Here is a 17,767-nt window from a genome sequence, read left to right as displayed (position 1 = left end):
AAGCTGTAAAAAACAGCTTAATACTTCATTTATAGGGAGTAAGTAGTCGATTTAGTAGTGTTTAAAAAGAAAAAATAGTTATGAATAGATTAGTAAGAGTTTTAGGTATAGTTGTTATTGGGGTGTCTTTATTTGCTTGTAAGAATGATAAAGATACTTCTGGTAAAGAAGGAGAGGTGATAGAAACAGTTGTCGTGGATGAGAGTGCTGGTGAGCAGAAGGTGACAGAAGAAGAGGATATAACTACGCCATGGCAGAACTTATACGAGCAAGAGCCTGCTATTCTAAAGAGTACTGAAAAGATATTCAAGATCGACAATAAAAAAGCTGTTGCGCTAATGGATGAGTCGAATAAGATATCTGTTAGTAAAGATGGACTAGAGATAGTATTAGCTGCATTAAAGACTACTGCGGCTAAAGATTATTTAAGTGAAGACTTTAATAAGGCTGTAATCGCTAATGGAGGTAAGGGAGTAGTGGTGAGAGTAGATGTATCTCCAAACGCAAAGAATGATGGTTCTGACAAAAGAGGAAATTACTATCAATTCACTATTTATGAGAATTATGAAGATAGAATAGTGACAGTGGGTACATTCATTTTTGATGTAAGAACGTTGTCATTTTATGAAATGGATATTGTGGAGGCTGATTACGTGCCATTAAAGTATGCAGTGTCTATGAAGAAGTCATTAGCAGAGATAGTACAGAATTAATTTATCACATTATACGAATTGAAATGAAGGTATTATCTTTGTTTCAAATGCAATTTATATTATGAAATACAGTAGGCTTACGAAAGAGCAGTTTGAAGAATTACACCCAGAGTTTATTAATTTCTTGTCTGCACAGCAGATAGATAAGAATGAATGGGATAAGATAAAAGAAGAAAAGCCAGAAGTAGCAGAACAAGAGTTAGATGTTTTCTCAGATTTGATTTGGGAAGGGGTATTAACGAATGCTAAATACTTAGAACATTATTCTAAGAGCCATATATTTTTGTTTGGTTTCGACGATAAGGAAATCAAGACTATCGTAATTAAGAGTAAACAATCTGATATAGATCTTTTAAGTAAAGAAGGATTGCAGTGGTTGTCAGATGCAGTATTTACAGAAGATGTAGAGGTGAGACATGGAGGTAAGAGTTTTGGAGAGAATAGGAATGAAGAGATCTTCAGTTTAATCCAACAAGGAGCTATTCTGAGTGATGGTCATTTATATGGTCAATTTAAAGAAATGTTGAAACTGTAATCGTTTTAAAGAATGGATATTAAAGCACAATTAGATTTACTTCGCAAAGAATTAAATGAACATAATTATAATTATTATGTGTTGGATAATCCAACGATTTCAGATTTCGATTTTGACCAGAAGTTAAAAGAATTAGAAAAGTTAGAATTAGCTCACCCAGAGTATTTTGATATTAACTCACCAACTCAAAGAGTAGGAGGTACGGTGACTAAGAACTTTGATACGATAGTACACCGCTATAGAATGTATTCTTTAGACAACTCTTATTCTAAGGAAGATTTATTAGACTGGGAGCAGCGTGTACAGAAAGTATTAGGAGATGTACCAGTAGAGTTTACTTGTGAATTAAAGTACGATGGAGCTTCTATTACGATTACGTATGAAGATGGAGTACTAGTAAGAGCGGTGACACGTGGTGATGGAGTGCAAGGGGATGATGTGACAAATAATATTAGAACAATTAGATCAGTTCCTATTCGATTAAACGGAGATTATCCAAAGAGTTTTGATATTCGAGGAGAGATAGTGTTGCCTTTAGCTGGGTTTGAAAAGATGAATCAAGATTTGATTGAAATTGGAGAGACACCTTATTCTAATCCAAGAAATACTGCTTCTGGTAGTTTAAAATTACAAGATAGTGCTGAGGTGGCAAAGCGTCCTTTGGATTGTCTATTATATAATATAGTAGGAAGTGACCTAGGGGTGACAACACAATATGAAAGTTTAGATAAAGCTAGAGCATGGGGATTTAAAGTTCCTACTATCTCTAAGTTAGCTAAGAATATAGAAGAAGTATTAGAGTTTATAAATTATTGGGATATTCATAGACATGAACTTCCTTATGAGACAGATGGTGTGGTGGTTAAGGTCAATTCATTACATTATCAAGATGAATTAGGATATACTTCTAAAGCACCGAGATGGGCTATAGCATATAAGTTTAAAGCAGAACAAGTAGAGACAGTATTAAACTCTATATCTTATCAAGTAGGTAGAACAGGGGCTATAACTCCTGTGGCAAATTTAGAGCCTGTGCAGTTAGCAGGTACAATAGTGAAGCGTGCTTCTTTGCACAATGCAGATCAGATAGCGAAGTTAGATATTCGTGTAAATGACTCTGTATATGTGGAAAAAGGAGGTGAGATTATTCCTAAAATAGTTGGAGTGAATTTAGAGGCTAGACCAGCTGATTCTGAACGTACAGTATATATTAAGGAGTGTCCAGAATGTGGTACTAAGTTAAAGAGAAATGAAGGGGAGGCACAGCACTATTGTTCAAATGTGTATGGATGTCCACCTCAAATAGCAGGTAGAATACAACACTTCATCTCTCGTAAAGCAATGGATATAGATGGCTTAGGAGAAGAAACGGTGGTACTGTTATATAAGAATGAACTAGTAGAAAACTACGCTGACTTATACGAGTTGAAGAAAGAGGATGTTCTAGGTCTAGAACGTATGGGAGAGAAGTCTGCGGATAATCTAATAAAAGGGATAGAGGCCTCTAAGCAAGTTCCTTTTGAGCGTGTATTATACGCATTAGGGATTCGTTATGTAGGAGAGACGGTGGCTAAAAAATTAGCTAATCATTACAAGACAATAGATGCTCTGGCAGAAGCTCCGTTAATGGAGTTAATTACCGTAGATGAAATTGGTGAAAGAATAGCACAAAGTGTAATAGACTTCTTTAGTAGTGATATTAATAAAGAAATAATTGCTAGATTAAAAGAGTATGGTCTACAATTTGTGTTAGAAGAAAAAGAGTCTACGGTAGTATCAGATGTACTATTAGGACAGACACTAGTAGTGTCGGGCGTGTTTGCACAGATGTCTCGTGACGAGATTAAACAAGTTATAGAGGATCATGGAGGAAAGGTGGGGAGCTCTATTACGTCTAAGACTAATTATGTTGTGGCGGGAGATAATATGGGGCCATCTAAGTTAGAAAAAGCAAATAAATTAGGTATTAAAATATTAACAGAAGCGGAGTTTATCGAGTTAATTCAATAATTCGATGTTAAATGTAGTATTACCTAATTAGCTATTTGTTTATCTTTACAAAAACAGTAACTTATATGTGGTTTAATACTTTAAAGAAAAGATCACTTCAAAAAGTAGTAGAAAAGTCAATACTAAAAGCAGTACCAGTAGATTTTAAATATGATTTTAGAGAAATTGGTATTGTCGTAGATAAAGCAGAAGCTAAGGTTATTCCAGATTTGATTAGAAACTTAGAAAAAAGAGGGATACCAAGTGCAAAAATACATTTCTTGGTTTATGCAAAAGATAGCAAGAAGAATAATGAAGAACACCTGTTTGGGATGAATGAATTCACATTAACAGGGAGTACAGAGAACAAAGAAGTACTTGAATTTATTGAAAAGAAATGTGATTTATTGATTAGCTATTATACGAATCAAACTTTGCCCTTATTGTGGGTGACGTCAAAGTCAAATGCTATTTTTAAAGTGGGGGTTTCCTCAGAAAATACACAATTGAATCATTTTAGTTTAGCTTTAGAGCGATTAGATGTAGATAATTTTGTAGACAATTTGTTTAAATATATTAACGTTTTTAAAAATTAATAATTAGAAGAACTATGCAATCACTTATTGGTACGGGAGTGGCATTAGTAACGCCATTTAACAGCGATTTTTCTGTAGATGTAGAAGCATTACAGAATTTGGTAGAATATACAATAGCAGGAGGGGTAGAATACCTTGTAGTCTTAGGAACTACAGGAGAGTCAGCAACTCTTAGCAAGGAAGAAAAACAGTTAGTCAAACGTACCGTAATAAAGGCTAATAAGAAAAGATTGCCATTAGTATTAGGAGTGGGAGGAAATAATACACATGCTGTATTAGAAGAATTAACACAGGAGAACTTAGAGGGATTTGATGCTATATTATCAGTGTCACCATATTATAATAAACCAACACAAGAGGGAATTTATCAGCACTTCAAAATGATTGCAGAGAAAAGTCCATTGCCTATTATTTTATACAATGTGCCTGGTAGAACAGGAAGTAATATGGCAGTAGGCACTGTAGTTCGCTTAGCAAATGAGTTTAAGAATATCATTGGTATAAAAGAGGCAGCAGGAAGTATGGTACAAGGGATGGAGTTAATCCGTCAAAGTACTCGTAAAGACTTTTTAGTAATATCAGGGGATGATGCAATAGCACTACCTTTAGTATTAGCTGGTGGAGCAGGAGTTATTTCGGTGATAGGTCAAGGTGTTCCTAAGAAATTTACAGAGATGATTCGTCTAGGGTTAAAAGGAGAGATCAAGGAGGCATTTAAATTGCAATATGAATTAATGCCAATTATTGATATGATCTTTGAACAAGGGAATCCTGCAGGAATTAAGGAGATTTTAAAATTAGAGGGAGTGATGCAAAATACGCTTCGCTTGCCATTAGTTAATGTAGATACAGACTTAGCTTCAAGAATAGAAAAAGAAAATAAAATACTTAATTAAAAAAAGAAAGTTATGTTATCAGAAAAATTAGAAAAAGCACTTAATGAACAGATAAAAATAGAAGGAGACTCATCTCAAATTTATTTGGAGATGGCTTCTTGGGCAGAGATTCAAGGATTTGAAGGGATTGCTACTTTTATGTTTGCACAGTCAGATGAAGAGCGTCAACATATGCTTAAGTTGGTTAAATATGTGAACCAAAGAGGAGGACAAGCTGTTATTCCTGCAGTCACAAAACCAGAGTTAGATCACACATCATTTAAAGCGTTGTTTAAACAACTATTTGAACATGAGGTTTTTGTGTCAAAAAGTATTAATGAGTTAGTACATATTGCTTTAGAAGAGAGAGATTATGCAACTCATAATTTCTTACAATGGTATGTGTCAGAACAAATAGAAGAAGAAGCTACTGCTCGTACAATTCTTGATAAGATAAACCTTATTGGTGATGATAAAGGAGGTTTATACTTATTTGATAATGATATTAAAAATTTTAACCAACAAGCGAATAATAACCCGACAGTTTAATCGTTTAAGGAATAATGATTTATATGAAAAGATGTCATTTTAGACATCTTTTCTTTTTAATATAAAAAGCTTTTTGTATAATGCAATTATTAATTTAAATTTGCATTTGCTTTTACAGGACTATCTTGGAAATGCTTTTGTCAAAAACAACGAAAAACATTTATGAAAAAATATATAGGATTATCTATTCTTGTGCTTTCAATAGCGAGTTGCGGTCCAATGCAAAAGGCTTTGAAATCAGAGGATTATGAATATAAAAAGGAGGTAGCAAATCAGTTTTTTGAGAAGAAAAAGTATAGAAATGCTATTCGTCTTTATGAACAATTAGAAACAGTTTATAGAGCGAATCCTAAAGCAGAAGATATGTTTTTTAACTTTGCTGAGGCGACTTATTTGACAAAAGACTATGAATTATCAGGGTTTCGTTTTAAAAACTTTGCGGCTACATACCCAAGAAGTGAGAAACGAGAAGAGGCTCTTTTAAAAGAGATTAAGTCTGGTGTTGCATTATCACCTGTGTACTCTTTGGATCAACGAGTGACGTATGATGTAATAGACAAATTACAAAGGTTTATTGATCAATATCCTGGTTCTAATTTTGTTTTTGAAGCTAATTCAATTATGCAAGAGATGAATGAGAAGATTGAGAGAAAGACTTATGAGAATGCAAAGCAATTAAATACTATTGGAGATTGGACTAGAAATTACAATGCTGCTATCGTAGCACTTGATAATTTTATCTATGATTATCCAGGTACAAAATATAAGGAGGATGCCTTATTTTATAAGTTCGATTCAGCTTATAAATTAGCAATGAACAGTGTACATTATAAAATGGAAGAACGTCTGAATACAGCAAAGTCAATGTACGATGTATTGATTCGTTTTAATGCTGAAACAAAATACAAAAAGCAAGCAGATGGTATGCTTGAAAATATACAAGAAGAATTAGCAAAATTTTCAAAATAACTTAAGCGAAAGAGATGGATTTAAAGAAAACAAATGCTCCAGTAAACACAATTACTTATAATAAAAGTAAGATTGAAGAGCCTACAGGAAATATTTATGAGGCTATTACTATAATTGCTAAGAGAGCAAACCAAATCAACACAGAAATCAAAAATGAGTTGGTTGACAAGTTGGAAGAGTTCGCTACTTACAATGATAGTTTAGATGAAGTGTTTGAAAATAAAGAACAAATAGAAGTGTCTAAATTCTATGAAAAATTGCCTAAAGCTCAAGCGTTAGCTGTAGAAGAGTGGTTAGAAGGTAAAGTTTCATATAAAGTACAATAGAACATAAATAATACTTAGTGATGTCAAGTTTAGGCGGTAAAAAAATAATACTAGGTGTAACTGGTGGAATTGCCGCGTATAAGACGGCACACTTAGTGCGTTTACTTATAAAAGCAGGTGCCGAGGTCCAAGTGATCATGACACCTGCTTCTCATCAATTTGTAACTCCTTATACTTTATCTACTTTATCAAAGAATCCAGCATATACAAATTTCTTCAATGATGCTGGTGAAGGAGGGACATGGAATAATCATGTTGATTTAGCACTTTGGGCAGATCTAATGGTCATTGCTCCTGCTACTGCAAATACATTAGCGAAGATGGCTAATGGATATTGTGATAATCTATTAATGGCAATATATCTATCTGCAAAATGCCCTGTAATGGTTGCACCTGCTATGGATTTAGATATGTATGTGCATCCTACGACAGATCGTAATTTAGCTTTGTTAGAAGGTTATGGTAATCTTATCATTCCTGCTGAGGAAGGTGAACTAGCAAGTGGTTTAGTTGGGAAAGGCCGTATGGCTGAACCTGAGACAATCTTGCAGGCTGTAAAAGATGTGTTGTTAAATAATTTGCCTCTAAAAGGAAGAAAATTATTAATAACTGCTGGACCTACATACGAACCTATAGATCCTGTGCGTTTTATAGGTAATCATTCTTCTGGAAAAATGGGATATGATATAGCTCTAGAGGCTGCTAAGCAAGGTGCTGATGTAGTATTAGTATCTGGTCCTAGTAATCAGAAAATAGTACACGATAGGGTAAAGCTGGTCTCAGTTATGTCTGCTATAGAGATGTATGAGGCGTGTCATCAGTATTACTCTGATGTGGATGCTGTGGTTGCCGCAGCAGCAGTAGCGGATTATCGACCTAAAGAAGTAGCTACTGAAAAGATTAAAAAGAACAGTGAGGAATTTATTATCGAAATGGATAAGAATCCTGATATATTAGCTTCACTAGGTGCTATAAAGGAAAAACAGTTCTTAATAGGTTTTGCATTAGAAACTCAAAATGAGATAGAACATGCTAAAGCCAAGATCAAAAAAAAGAATTTAGATTTAATCGTTTTAAATTCTTTGAAAGATGAAGGAGCAGGTTTTGGAAAACCAACGAATAAGGTTACCTTTATAGATAAAGATTTTAATATAGAACCTAAAGAATTAAAATCTAAAGAAGAAGTAGCTCAGGATATTATATATAAGATAATTAAACATTATGAATAAACTTATTTGGCTTTTTGGTTCATTTTTTTTAGTTTTAAGTAGTTATGCTCAAGAACTTAATGCAACAGTAACGGTTAACCATAGCCAAGTAGGGAATAGTAATCAAGCTTATTTCAAATCTCTAGAGAAATCACTCAAAGATTTTATAAACAATACGAGTTGGACGTCTAAAAAGTTTTCTTCTGTGGAGAAAATAGATTGTATGTTCTTTCTGAATGTAACTACTTATGGTAATAATACTATATCGGGGACACTTCAGGTAAAGTCATCTAGGCCAGTGTATGGCTCTGGGTATTCTACACAAGTATTATTGTTCAACGATAAGGATATTGTTTTTAATTATATTGAGTTTGAATCTCTTTATTACAATCCTAATTCATACGATTCTAATTTGACTTCTTTGATTGGATTTTACGCTAATTTAATTATTGGATTAGATGCAGAAACATTTAGTAGAGGTGGTGGAAGTACCTATTTACAGACGGCAAATGGTATAGCTTCTATTGCTCAACAAGGAAATTATAGAGGATGGAAGCAAGGGGATGGTAATAATACGAGATACTCTTTTATTAGTGATCTAGCTTCGGGAGTAGGAGAGGCTTATAAGGAGGCTTTATATAAATATCACCGTTTAGGATTAGACCGAATGAGTGATAATGTTGTAGATGGAAGAGATGGTATCCTACAGGCTTTAACAGCTTTGGAAAACTTTAATTCTACTCGGCCAAATTCTTTTTTGACACGTGTTTTCTTTGATTCTAAGACAGATGAGCTAATCGGTGTATATGGTGGTGTGACAGATAAAAATAAGAAACGTGTCGTAGAATTGTTGAATAAATTAGCGCCATTAAATGGATTAAAATGGAATAGTCTTTAGTTCTAAAATTAAGTAGTATGCTTATATCATTAACAATCAAAAACTTTGCACTTATAGATACATTAGAAATAGATTTTTCTAATGGTTTTTCTATTATTACGGGTGAAACTGGAGCGGGTAAATCTATTGTATTAGGTGCTTTAGGTCTGTTACAAGGAAAACGTGCTGATTTATCTTCTCTAAAAGATAAAGAGGTGAAGTGTGTTATAGAAGGTCATTTTAGCATTGGTAAATATGGATTGAAAGACTTGTTTAATGAGTTAGAATTAGAATATGAGGATGTGACCATTATCAGAAGAGAAATATCTCCTTCTGGAAAATCTAGAGCCTTTGTAAATGATAGCCCTGTTAATTTATCTGATTTGCAACGATTAAGTGAACATTTAATTGATATACATTCTCAACATCAAACAATGGAATTGTCTGATGAAAATTACCAAATGCAAATTGTTGATGCAGTTGCAAGTAATAGTGCTATTCTGGAAGAGTATAAAGGGCATTTAGTATTATATAAGAAAGCTCAAGCACAATTACGTAATTTGCAACAGCAACAGGCTGATTTAATTAAAGAACAAGACTATAATGCTTTTCTTTTAGAAGAGTTAATACAGGGAAATCTTGATGGGTTAAATCAACAAGAATTAGAGCAAGAATACGAGAAACTGAATAATGTTGAGTTTGTAAGAGAAAGCTTTGGGCAATCAATTAATCTTTTGACAGACGATGAAGTAGGAGCAGTTTATAGATTAAAGGAGGTAAAGCAATTATTACAGAAAACAGGTACTATCTCTAAAGAGTATGAAGAGTTATATACTCGTATTACTAGTGTAGAAATAGAGTTGAAAGACCTGTCTGATGAGATAGAACGTCAACTAGATAATGTGTCTGCAGATCCTGAACAATTAGATTTAATTAATGATCGCTTACAATTACTATATAATCTACAGAGAAAACATCAAGTAGCTACCGTAGAAGAATTATTAGTCATTAGAAATGAACTGGAAGAGAAAGTAGATCTAGCTAGTGGGATAGATGATAAAATAAGTTCATTAGAAAGAGAAATTGACAAGTTGAGTATTGTTTTACATGAAGTAGGAGATAAGCTCTCAGAATCGAGAATAAAGGCTGTTCCTGTTTTAGTAAAACAACTATTAGAGATATTGTCATTAGTAGGAATACCTAATGCTAACTTTAAGTTTGACTTCACTATAGCCAAGAACTTTTTAGCTAATGGAAAAGATGAGTTACAATTGTTATTCTCTGCTAATAAAGGAATGGACTTTGGTGTGTTAAAGAAAGTTGCATCAGGAGGGGAGTTGTCTAGGATAATGTTAGCGATAAAGGCTATTTTGGCTAGATATTCTAATTTGCCTACTATTATTTTTGATGAGATAGATACAGGTGTTTCTGGTGAAGTAGCAGATAAGATGGGGGTAATCATGAAAGATATGAGTAATCATATGCAAGTGTTTGCAATTACCCATTTACCTCAAATAGCAGCAAAGGGGAAACAGCATTATAAAGTATACAAAACATCTGATGAAGAGACAACGACTTCTCAATTAATACTACTCGATTACGATAGTAGAGTAAATGAAATAGCGCAAATGTTATCAGGTAAAGACATTAGTGATTCTGCCTTAGTACATGCTAAAGAGTTATTGTCAAAATAGAAAAAAGCCATCACAAGATGGCTTTTATTATTTACGGTTTAGGTTGTTCAAATATCATGTGATGTATAGATTGCTTTTCAGTTACTCTAAAGTATCCTAGTGCTTCTTTATCAGGTGTAGTAAGGTTTTTGACATTTCCTTTTATTTTAGAAATAGGTGTCTGAAAAGGACCGCCTCCATTGTTTAAAGCATCAGTTATGAGCCACATATAATCATAATAGTTTCTAGATATTTGATGTAAGTCTATTTGTATTTTGTCACCAGGCTTATAGTCTTTATCCGTAGAAATGTCTTCTATTAGTTGGCCTTTAGAAAACTCGTTAGAACGAATACTTAAGGTAGGCCTTTTATTTTCCCAAAGTAAATTAGTGTAATAATAGTTTAATTTGTTATCACCTTTATCAGTATCTTGAAAGTATATTCTAATTGTATAATAGTAATCATTAAAGAATTTTTCTCTTCTTTGTTCTAACCTTTCTATTTTAGGAGTTTCAACTAAACTTTCGGTTGCTTCATAAATATCATTGTCATACTCTATATGTAATTTATACTTGTTTTTCACAAAGTCTTTTTTAATAGAGGTAGAGATATATCTTCCAGTATTATTAAGTTCTTTAAACTGGTGTTTATTTCCATTTCCATCTTCTACCCATACTGTTGCATTATGGACTTTAGGTGCTTGTGGATTATAAAAATCTGTAGTCAAAGAGAGATTGATGCTTAGAGTATCTTGTTTGTTTTCGGCATCAAAATCTAGATTACCTTCAACAACTAATCTTGGAGGAGCTGTAGGTAAATCTATATCTACTACGTGTTCACAAGAAGTAAGGTATATTAGAATAGAGAGTATACTTATATATTTGAAAATATTCATCTGATTAGAATTTAAAGTTATAGGTTACACTTGGAACCATTCCGAAAATAGACATTTTAACAGCTTCATTCTGTCCTCTGTGATCTTTGTACTCACGGAATGAAATGGAAGCGGCATTAGCTCGACCATAAAGATTGTATATGCCGAATACCCATTCACTTTGCCACTTTCTAGTTGTGTTTTTTGTAGGAGTATAAGTTGCTGATACATCTAGGTGGTGATAAGCAGGTAGGCTATAAGCTCCTCTTTTTCCAAAATTAGGAACACTCTGACCTAAATAGTCATATCTTCCTTCTGGATAAGATGTAGGGCGTCCTGATTGTAAGGTAAAGCTAGCGCTAAGATCCCATTTTTTATTTAATTGGTACATAGCCGTAACAGAAAAGTCATGTGTTTTATCATAAGCAGTTCTATACCATTGACCATTATTTATTCCTGGCTCATCTGGCGTTCTACCAGGTGTTCTTTGTTCTGATTTTGCCAAGGTATAGGATACCCATCCTGTAAGTCTACCTAAATTCTTACGTACCAATAGTTCTAATCCGTATGCTCTAGATTCACCAGTCAGAATTACGCGTTCTAAAGCATCATTACCTATTAGTTGAGCTCCCTCTATATAATCTACTCTGTTATCTCCTTTTTTATAGTAAACCTCTGTTTCTAAACTATATTTTCCTTCTTTAAAGTTTCTGAAGTATCCTAATGCAACTTGATCAACGAGTTCTGGTTTGATATATTTACCACTAGGTGTCCAGATATCTAATGGAGTAGGTGCAGCTGTATTAGACATTAAATGAAGGTACTGAGCCATTCTATTATAGCTGGCCTTAATAGATTGATCATCATTAATAATGTAGGCAATACCGAATCGTGGTTCAAAATTATTATAACTTTGAATACTCTTTCCCTTGCTATAGGATTCAGTACCTATAATATCTGCCATTTTGTAAACGCCTAGTTCTTTATCATATCTTACAGGTTGATTGTTTTGATATAGATTAATATTCTCTTTTCCTAGATTAGTAAATGTGGAAAACCTAGCGCCATAGTTTAAATTAAAGTGTTGACCAATACTTTGTTCTGCTTCTAAGTATACGCCCCCTTCAAAAGCGTATTTAGAATCTATTTTCTTATAAATAATAGAAGAATCTGGTTTTGTTGGTTTAATTACTCCTGGTGAAAAATCATAGTAAAGACCACTTATTCCATATTTTAGTTGAAGATTAGTATTGATATCATGGGTAAGATCATATTTCAATTGATAACTTTTAATATCAGAATCCCATTTAAAGCTGGTTAATTCCATATCTAAATCATATACATAGTCACTGTATGAAGTGGTAAGTTTACTACTTAGATTATCTGAGAATAAATGATGCCATTGAAGGTTTAAAATAGAGTTTCCAAAGGTGTTCTTTAATAGCTGACTAAAACTAAATACGTCTCGTCCAAAATAACCAGATAAAGTCAACTTATTATTTTCGTTTAAATCAAAGTTTAACTTAGTGTTTAGATCATAAAAATAAGCTGAGTTCTTATTGTCTGTTAACTTTAAGAATAAATGTGCATATGAAGCTCTTCCTGCTACTAAGAATGAAGATTTTCCTTTCTGCATAGGGCCTTCAGCCATTAATCTACTAGATATTACACCAATACCTCCTGTACCATGAAATTCCTCAGTATTACCGTTTTTTTGAAATACTTCTAATACAGAAGAAGCTCTTCCTCCAAATCTAGCAGGTATTCCTCCTTTGTAAAGTTTAATGTCTTGTAGTGCATCTGAGTTAAATACTGAGAAGAAACCAAATAGGTGAGAAGAACTAAATACATTCGCATCATCTAAAAGTACTAAGTTTTGTCCTGCACTACCTCCTCTAACATTAAATCCTGATGCTCCTTCACCAGCATTTGTTACACCAGGGAGTTGTAAGATAGACTTTAAAACATCTGTTTCACCTAGTACGACAGGCATTTTCTTAACTTCTTCTATAGATAACTTATTAACACTCATCTCAGGTGTTCTAATATCTGCTTTAGTAGTGTTCTTTACTATCACTACTTCGTCTAATTGCGCTGTATCAGGTTTTAGAATAATCTTTAATGTATTATCTTTAGCTGTATCTATCTTAGAATGGTGAGTGGTATAACCTAAATAAGATACTTGAACGGTATATTGTCCAGATGGAATAGAGATTGTGAATTCTCCTTGTTCATTGGTAATAGTTGCTTGGTCTAGTTCTTTTATATAAACAGTAGCTCCTATAAGCGGAGAGTTGTTATCTAATACCCTTCCTATTAATGTAGTTTGTACTTGTTCATTAATGACATTAGCCATTGTATGTTGTACATGAAGGGGGATAGTAGACACATATAAACTCAGTCCCAATAAATAATTGGTCAACTTTTTGTGATTAATCATTCGTTTATCTTATTATGTTTCAATGCAAAAATAAGTAAGTAATTATTGCTATTTGTTTAATTAAACGCTGATAGAGTAACTATTATTTTAATGGTTTTCAAATAAATAGTATTGAAAGGATAATGAAATTATTTATGATTCTTTACATTTGTTTTTATGAAGTCATTATGGAAATTTTATTCTAACTTTTGGTTGAGGAATGTATCTGTTATCATTCTACTTCTTAGTGTGTTCACATTCGTCGCTTCTGTAGATAAAAGTGATCGCTCATTAATTGAAATATGGAAAGAATTAGTTCCTTCCTTTTTTATTGTATATGGCTGTATTTTAATTAGTAATATATTACTAATTAAGAAATATATGATTACCAAGCGATACAATATTTTCTTACCATTGTTTATTATTTATTGGATTGTTGTTTTAATTGGTACGGGGCTGTTAAATATGTTTATTGATGGATTTGATTCATGGTTAAGTGAAATACTCAATACTATATTTTTAATGTTTCTAGGTTCTGGGACTTATTTTATTCACTTATGGGTATTCAATGATATTACAGTTCGTGAGAAGCGTCTAGTAAATACTGTGGCAGAATTAGACTTTCTCAAGATGCAACTAAATCCTCATTTCCTTTTAAATGCAATGAATAATCTATACGGTGAGGCTTTAACTAATCCAAGCGAAACACCTGAGCGAATTCTACAATTATCACATTTATTAAGATACCAGTTAGAAGCAACCAAAAGAGAGTTTGTTTCTTTAGACCATGAAATAGGATTTCTAAAGGAATATTTTAATTACTATAAGTTTAGAACAAATGATTTAGTAGTTGATATTAAATATGAAGGTGATATTGAGAGGTTTCAAGTCCCTCCTCTTTTGTATTTTAGTTTAGTTGAAAATGCTATTAAATTTGCCTTACAGACAGATTTTCCTTTTATAAAGTTAAGAGGATATGCTAGAGAAAATCATTTGTTATTCGAATTAGAAAATAGCTGTTTACCTGACGAAATGTTACAGAGTGGAACAGGAGTAGGTCTTTTAAACCTTGAACGAAGGTTAGAAGTATCTCAGTTGAGATATAAGTTTACAAAAAGCAAATCAAAAAATTATTATAAAACCACTTTAGAATTATGGGAATTACCTACCAATGTTTAATAGTAGATGATGAGAAGCCTGCACATCAGGTACTTTTAAGTCATATTAAACAATGTGATGATTTAGAATGTATAGGACATGCTTATAGTGGAAAAGAAGCTTTAACTTTTTTACAAAGTAATGAAGTCGATATATTATTCTTAGATATTAATATGCCTTTAGTATCAGGTTTAGAATTGTTACAAATGTTACCTATTAAACCAACCACGATAGTAACAACTGCTTATTCAGACTTTGCATTAGAATCTTATCAGAATGATGCAGTAGATTATTTATTAAAACCTATCGCTTTTAGTAAGTTTTTAAAAGCAGTTGAAAAAGCAAAGGTATTTTGTAAAGATAGAAAAGAAAATAATCGCAAGAGTGAACTTCAAAAAGTGTTAATTAAAGAAGATGGCTTTGATTATTTTATTGAAATGTCTGACATTATTTATGTTGAAAGTGCAGGTAACTATATAAAGATATTTACTAAAAGTAGACGTAAGAGTTATTTTGTTTATGGGTCTCTTGTGGGGTTTAAGACAGAATTAATAGGGGATAACTTTGTTCAGGTACACCGTTCTTTTATTATTAATAAAGAATGTATAAAAGAGCGATTCATGAGTAAAGTTATTCTAGAAAATGGAGACGAAGTACCTATAGGACGCAAGTATCAGATTTTATTAGATGTAAAATAAGTATAAAAAAAAAGCTCCTCAGTTAACTGAGGAGCTTTTTTTAGTATATTCCGCTATATTAGATAGTGTCGATAATTTGGTTTAAGGTAGCACTTGGACGCATAGCTTTTGCTGTGTCAGCTACATTTGATTGGTAATAACCACCAATACTTTGAGCTTTACCTTGTGAAGCAATTAATTCCTCGTTAATTTTAGCCTCACCGTCAATCATTGCTTTTGCGATAGGAGCAAATTTAGCTTGTAACTCAGTATCTTTAGATTGGTTAGCTAATGCTTCAGCCCAATACATTGCTAAGTAGAAGTGAGACCCACGGTTATCAATTGACCCAACTCTACGAGCAGGAGATTTATCGTTGTCTAAGAACTTAGCAGTAGCTTCGTCTAATGTCTCAGCTAATACCATCGCTTTAGGGTTGTTTTGAGTTTGGCTTAAGTGTTCGAATGAAGCACCTAGAGCTAAGAACTCTCCTAAAGAATCCCAACGTAAATATCCTTCTTCAATGAATTGTTCGATATGTTTAGGTGCAGAACCTCCAGCTCCTGTTTCGAATAATCCACCACCATTCATTAATGGAACGATAGATAACATCTTTGCTGATGTACCTACTTCTAAGATTGGGAACAAATCTGTTAAGTAATCACGTAATACGTTTCCTGTTACAGAGATTGTATCTAGTCCTTGACGGATTCTTTCTACAGATACTTTAGTCGCCTCTACTGGGTTTAAGATTCTGATATCTAATCCAGCTGTATCGTGATCTTTTAAGTATGTATTTACTTTAGCGATGATTTCTCTATCGTGAGCTCTATTCTCATCTAACCAGAAGATAGCAGGAGTATCAGATAAACGAGAGCGATTTACTGCTAATTTAACCCAATCTTGGATAGGAGCATCTTTAGTTTGACACATTCTGAATATATCTCCAGACTCTACATTTTGCTCAAAGAAGATATTTCCTTTATCATCAGATACGCGGATTACTCCATTTGTATCAGCTTGGAATGTTTTGTCATGAGATCCATATTCTTCAGCTTTTTGAGCCATAAGACCTACGTTAGGAACAGATCCCATAGTAGTAGGGTTATAAGCACCATTTGCTTTACAGTCTTCGATTACAGTTTGGTATACACCTGCGTAGCAACGGTCTGGGATGATAGCTAAAGTGTCTTGTGATTTTCCTTCAGCATTCCACATTTGTCCCGAAGTACGGATCATAGCTGGCATAGAAGCATCTACGATAACGTCAGAAGGAACGTGCAAGTTAGTGATACCTTTATCAGAGTTCACCATTGCAATAGCAGGTCCATTAGCAATAGCTGTGTCGATAGCAGCTTTTACTTCAGCTTCTTGAGCATGTCCAGCTAATTTAGCGTATAAATCACCTAATCCATTATTTGGGATAATACCTAATTCTGCAAATAAAGTAGCATATTTAGTATATACTTCTTTGAAGTAAACTTCTACTACAGCACCAAAGATGATAGGGTCAGACACCTTCATCATTGTAGCTTTTAAGTGAGTAGAGAATAAGATACCTTTTGCCTTAGCTTCTTCTTTACATTCAGAAACAAAAGCTTTTAATTTATTTACGTTTAGTACTGATGAATCAATGATTTCACCTTTTAATAAAGGCGCATAATCTTTTAATAATTTAATTGCACCATCAGTACCTACAAATTCAATTTTGTATTTACAGTTATCAGCTATAGTAACTGATTTCTCACTACCATAAAAATCTCCTTCAGACATCGAAGCAACTCTTGTTTTAGAATCAGCTGACCATGCTCCCATTGAGTGCGGGTGTTTTTTAGCATAGTTTTTAACTGCTTTAGGAGCTCTACGATCTGAATTCCCTTCACGTAACACAGGGTTTACAGCAGAACCTAAAATTTTAGCATATTTAGCTTTTATCTCTTTTTCTTCTTCAGTCTTAGCATCTGCAGTGTAGTTAGGTACAGCATAGCCATGTGCTTGTAATTCTTTAATAGCAGCATTCAACTGAGGTATTGAAGCAGAGATGTTTGGAAGTTTAATGATATTAGCTTCTGGAGTCTTAGCTAATTCTCCTAATTCAGCTAATGCATCACCGATTCTTTGCTCTTCTTTTAAGAACTCAGGAAAAGTTGCAAGAATACGTCCTGCTAAAGATATATCTCTTGTTTCAACATCTATACTTGCTGTTTTAGCAAATGCTTGTACAATAGGTAAGAACGAATACGTAGCTAACATTGGAGCTTCGTCTGTAAACGTGTAAAGGATTTTAGATTTTTGTGTCATTTTGTATTTACTTTAAATGAAAACAATATT

The 17,767-nt window shown here is 33.2% G+C and carries 16 protein-coding genes; 13 read left to right on the top strand and 3 right to left on the bottom strand.

Annotated features, from left to right (window positions below):
* Positions 1-80 precede the first annotated feature (80 nt).
* The 11 genes from HX049_RS09735 to recN all read left to right on the top strand — a co-directional run bounded on the left by HX049_RS09735 (position 81) and on the right by recN (position 10,331).
* Complete coding sequence (locus HX049_RS09735; protein WP_286415617.1) at positions 81-713, top strand: hypothetical protein; 633 nt, start codon at positions 81-83, stop codon at positions 711-713.
* A 61-nt stretch (positions 714-774) separates the two neighbouring features.
* Positions 775-1,248: a DUF6495 family protein gene (locus HX049_RS09730; protein WP_286415616.1), complete on the top strand. Its 474-nt coding sequence runs from the start codon at positions 775-777 to the stop codon at positions 1,246-1,248.
* 12 nt (positions 1,249-1,260) lie between these two features.
* Complete coding sequence (gene ligA, locus HX049_RS09725; RefSeq protein WP_286415615.1) at positions 1,261-3,258, top strand: NAD-dependent DNA ligase LigA; 1,998 nt, start codon at positions 1,261-1,263, stop codon at positions 3,256-3,258.
* Positions 3,259-3,323: 65 nt separating this feature from the next.
* Positions 3,324-3,833: a DUF6913 domain-containing protein gene (locus HX049_RS09720; protein ID WP_286415614.1), complete on the top strand. Its 510-nt coding sequence runs from the start codon at positions 3,324-3,326 to the stop codon at positions 3,831-3,833.
* Positions 3,834-3,847: 14 nt separating this feature from the next.
* On the top strand, positions 3,848-4,729 hold the full coding sequence (dapA, locus tag HX049_RS09715) for a 4-hydroxy-tetrahydrodipicolinate synthase (RefSeq protein WP_286415613.1): 882 nt from the start codon (positions 3,848-3,850) through the stop codon (positions 4,727-4,729).
* Between the two features lie 12 nt (positions 4,730-4,741).
* A complete protein-coding gene (locus tag HX049_RS09710) occupies positions 4,742-5,257 on the top strand; it encodes a ferritin (protein WP_286415612.1) in 516 nt (171 codons plus the stop codon).
* A 162-nt stretch (positions 5,258-5,419) separates the two neighbouring features.
* Positions 5,420-6,226, top strand: coding sequence for an outer membrane protein assembly factor BamD (locus HX049_RS09705; RefSeq protein ID WP_286415611.1), 807 nt, complete (start codon positions 5,420-5,422; stop codon positions 6,224-6,226).
* Between the two features lie 14 nt (positions 6,227-6,240).
* On the top strand, positions 6,241-6,552 hold the full coding sequence (locus HX049_RS09700) for a DNA-directed RNA polymerase subunit omega (RefSeq protein WP_286415610.1): 312 nt from the start codon (positions 6,241-6,243) through the stop codon (positions 6,550-6,552).
* Positions 6,553-6,572: 20 nt separating this feature from the next.
* The gene (gene coaBC / locus HX049_RS09695) at positions 6,573-7,781 is read left to right on the top strand and encodes a bifunctional phosphopantothenoylcysteine decarboxylase/phosphopantothenate--cysteine ligase CoaBC (RefSeq protein WP_286415609.1); all 1,209 of its coding nucleotides are present in this window, start codon (positions 6,573-6,575) and stop codon (positions 7,779-7,781) included.
* A complete protein-coding gene (locus HX049_RS09690) occupies positions 7,774-8,658 on the top strand; it encodes a DUF4835 family protein (RefSeq protein ID WP_286415608.1) in 885 nt (294 codons plus the stop codon). The genes coaBC and HX049_RS09690 overlap by 8 nt, the downstream gene beginning before the upstream one ends.
* Before the next feature lie 17 nt (positions 8,659-8,675).
* Entirely contained in the window at positions 8,676-10,331 is a 1,656-nt protein-coding gene (recN, locus tag HX049_RS09685) for a DNA repair protein RecN (RefSeq protein ID WP_286415607.1), read from the top strand.
* Between the two features lie 31 nt (positions 10,332-10,362).
* Here recN and HX049_RS09680 read toward each other — a convergent pair whose 3' ends face one another.
* Positions 10,363-11,205: a DUF4249 domain-containing protein gene (locus tag HX049_RS09680; RefSeq protein ID WP_286415606.1), complete on the bottom strand. Its 843-nt coding sequence runs from the start codon at positions 11,203-11,205 to the stop codon at positions 10,363-10,365.
* Between the two features lie 4 nt (positions 11,206-11,209).
* Complete coding sequence (locus HX049_RS09675) at positions 11,210-13,624, bottom strand: TonB-dependent receptor (RefSeq protein WP_286415605.1); 2,415 nt, start codon at positions 13,622-13,624, stop codon at positions 11,210-11,212.
* A gap of 156 nt (positions 13,625-13,780) precedes the next feature.
* Here HX049_RS09675 and HX049_RS09670 point away from each other — a divergent pair, with 156 nt between their 5' ends.
* Together HX049_RS09670 and HX049_RS09665 are read left to right on the top strand one after the other, a co-directional pair.
* Positions 13,781-14,782, top strand: coding sequence for a sensor histidine kinase (locus HX049_RS09670; RefSeq protein WP_286415604.1), 1,002 nt, complete (start codon positions 13,781-13,783; stop codon positions 14,780-14,782).
* Entirely contained in the window at positions 14,758-15,459 is a 702-nt protein-coding gene (locus HX049_RS09665; RefSeq protein WP_286415603.1) for a LytR/AlgR family response regulator transcription factor, read from the top strand. Before HX049_RS09670 ends, HX049_RS09665 begins: the two co-directional genes overlap by 25 nt.
* 58 nt (positions 15,460-15,517) lie before the next feature.
* On the opposite strand, the gene HX049_RS09660 is transcribed toward HX049_RS09665, so the two are convergent.
* On the bottom strand, positions 15,518-17,737 hold the full coding sequence (locus HX049_RS09660) for an NADP-dependent isocitrate dehydrogenase (protein WP_286415602.1): 2,220 nt from the start codon (positions 17,735-17,737) through the stop codon (positions 15,518-15,520).
* Positions 17,738-17,767 lie beyond the last annotated feature (30 nt).

The sequence above is a fragment of the Myroides odoratimimus genome (assembly GCF_030326305.1).
Taxonomy (GTDB): domain Bacteria; phylum Bacteroidota; class Bacteroidia; order Flavobacteriales; family Flavobacteriaceae; genus Flavobacterium; species Flavobacterium odoratimimum_A.
The sequence above is the reverse complement of the archived record's forward strand: the minus strand, read 5'-3'. Positions and strand labels throughout refer to the sequence as shown.

What these genes read in the sequence shown, in the direction of transcription:
- HX049_RS09735 (WP_286415617.1), top strand. Translation starts at nt 81, where the DNA reads ATGAATAGATTAGTAAGAGTTTTAGGTATAGTTGTTATTGGGGTGTCT.
- dapA (WP_286415613.1), top strand. Translation starts at nt 3,848, where the DNA reads ATGCAATCACTTATTGGTACGGGAGTGGCATTAGTAACGCCATTTAAC.
- HX049_RS09700 (WP_286415610.1), top strand. Translation starts at nt 6,241, where the DNA reads ATGGATTTAAAGAAAACAAATGCTCCAGTAAACACAATTACTTATAAT.
- HX049_RS09720 (WP_286415614.1), top strand. Translation starts at nt 3,324, where the DNA reads ATGTGGTTTAATACTTTAAAGAAAAGATCACTTCAAAAAGTAGTAGAA.
- recN (WP_286415607.1), top strand. Translation starts at nt 8,676, where the DNA reads ATGCTTATATCATTAACAATCAAAAACTTTGCACTTATAGATACATTA.
- ligA (WP_286415615.1), top strand. Translation starts at nt 1,261, where the DNA reads ATGGATATTAAAGCACAATTAGATTTACTTCGCAAAGAATTAAATGAA.
- HX049_RS09710 (WP_286415612.1), top strand. Translation starts at nt 4,742, where the DNA reads ATGTTATCAGAAAAATTAGAAAAAGCACTTAATGAACAGATAAAAATA.
- HX049_RS09660 (WP_286415602.1), bottom strand. Translation starts at nt 17,737, where the DNA reads ATGACACAAAAATCTAAAATCCTTTACACGTTTACAGACGAAGCTCCA.
- HX049_RS09690 (WP_286415608.1), top strand. Translation starts at nt 7,774, where the DNA reads ATGAATAAACTTATTTGGCTTTTTGGTTCATTTTTTTTAGTTTTAAGT.
- HX049_RS09665 (WP_286415603.1), top strand. Translation starts at nt 14,758, where the DNA reads ATGGGAATTACCTACCAATGTTTAATAGTAGATGATGAGAAGCCTGCA.
- coaBC (WP_286415609.1), top strand. Translation starts at nt 6,573, where the DNA reads ATGTCAAGTTTAGGCGGTAAAAAAATAATACTAGGTGTAACTGGTGGA.
- HX049_RS09680 (WP_286415606.1), bottom strand. Translation starts at nt 11,205, where the DNA reads ATGAATATTTTCAAATATATAAGTATACTCTCTATTCTAATATACCTT.
- HX049_RS09675 (WP_286415605.1), bottom strand. Translation starts at nt 13,624, where the DNA reads ATGATTAATCACAAAAAGTTGACCAATTATTTATTGGGACTGAGTTTA.
- HX049_RS09670 (WP_286415604.1), top strand. Translation starts at nt 13,781, where the DNA reads ATGAAGTCATTATGGAAATTTTATTCTAACTTTTGGTTGAGGAATGTA.
- HX049_RS09705 (WP_286415611.1), top strand. Translation starts at nt 5,420, where the DNA reads ATGAAAAAATATATAGGATTATCTATTCTTGTGCTTTCAATAGCGAGT.
- HX049_RS09730 (WP_286415616.1), top strand. Translation starts at nt 775, where the DNA reads ATGAAATACAGTAGGCTTACGAAAGAGCAGTTTGAAGAATTACACCCA.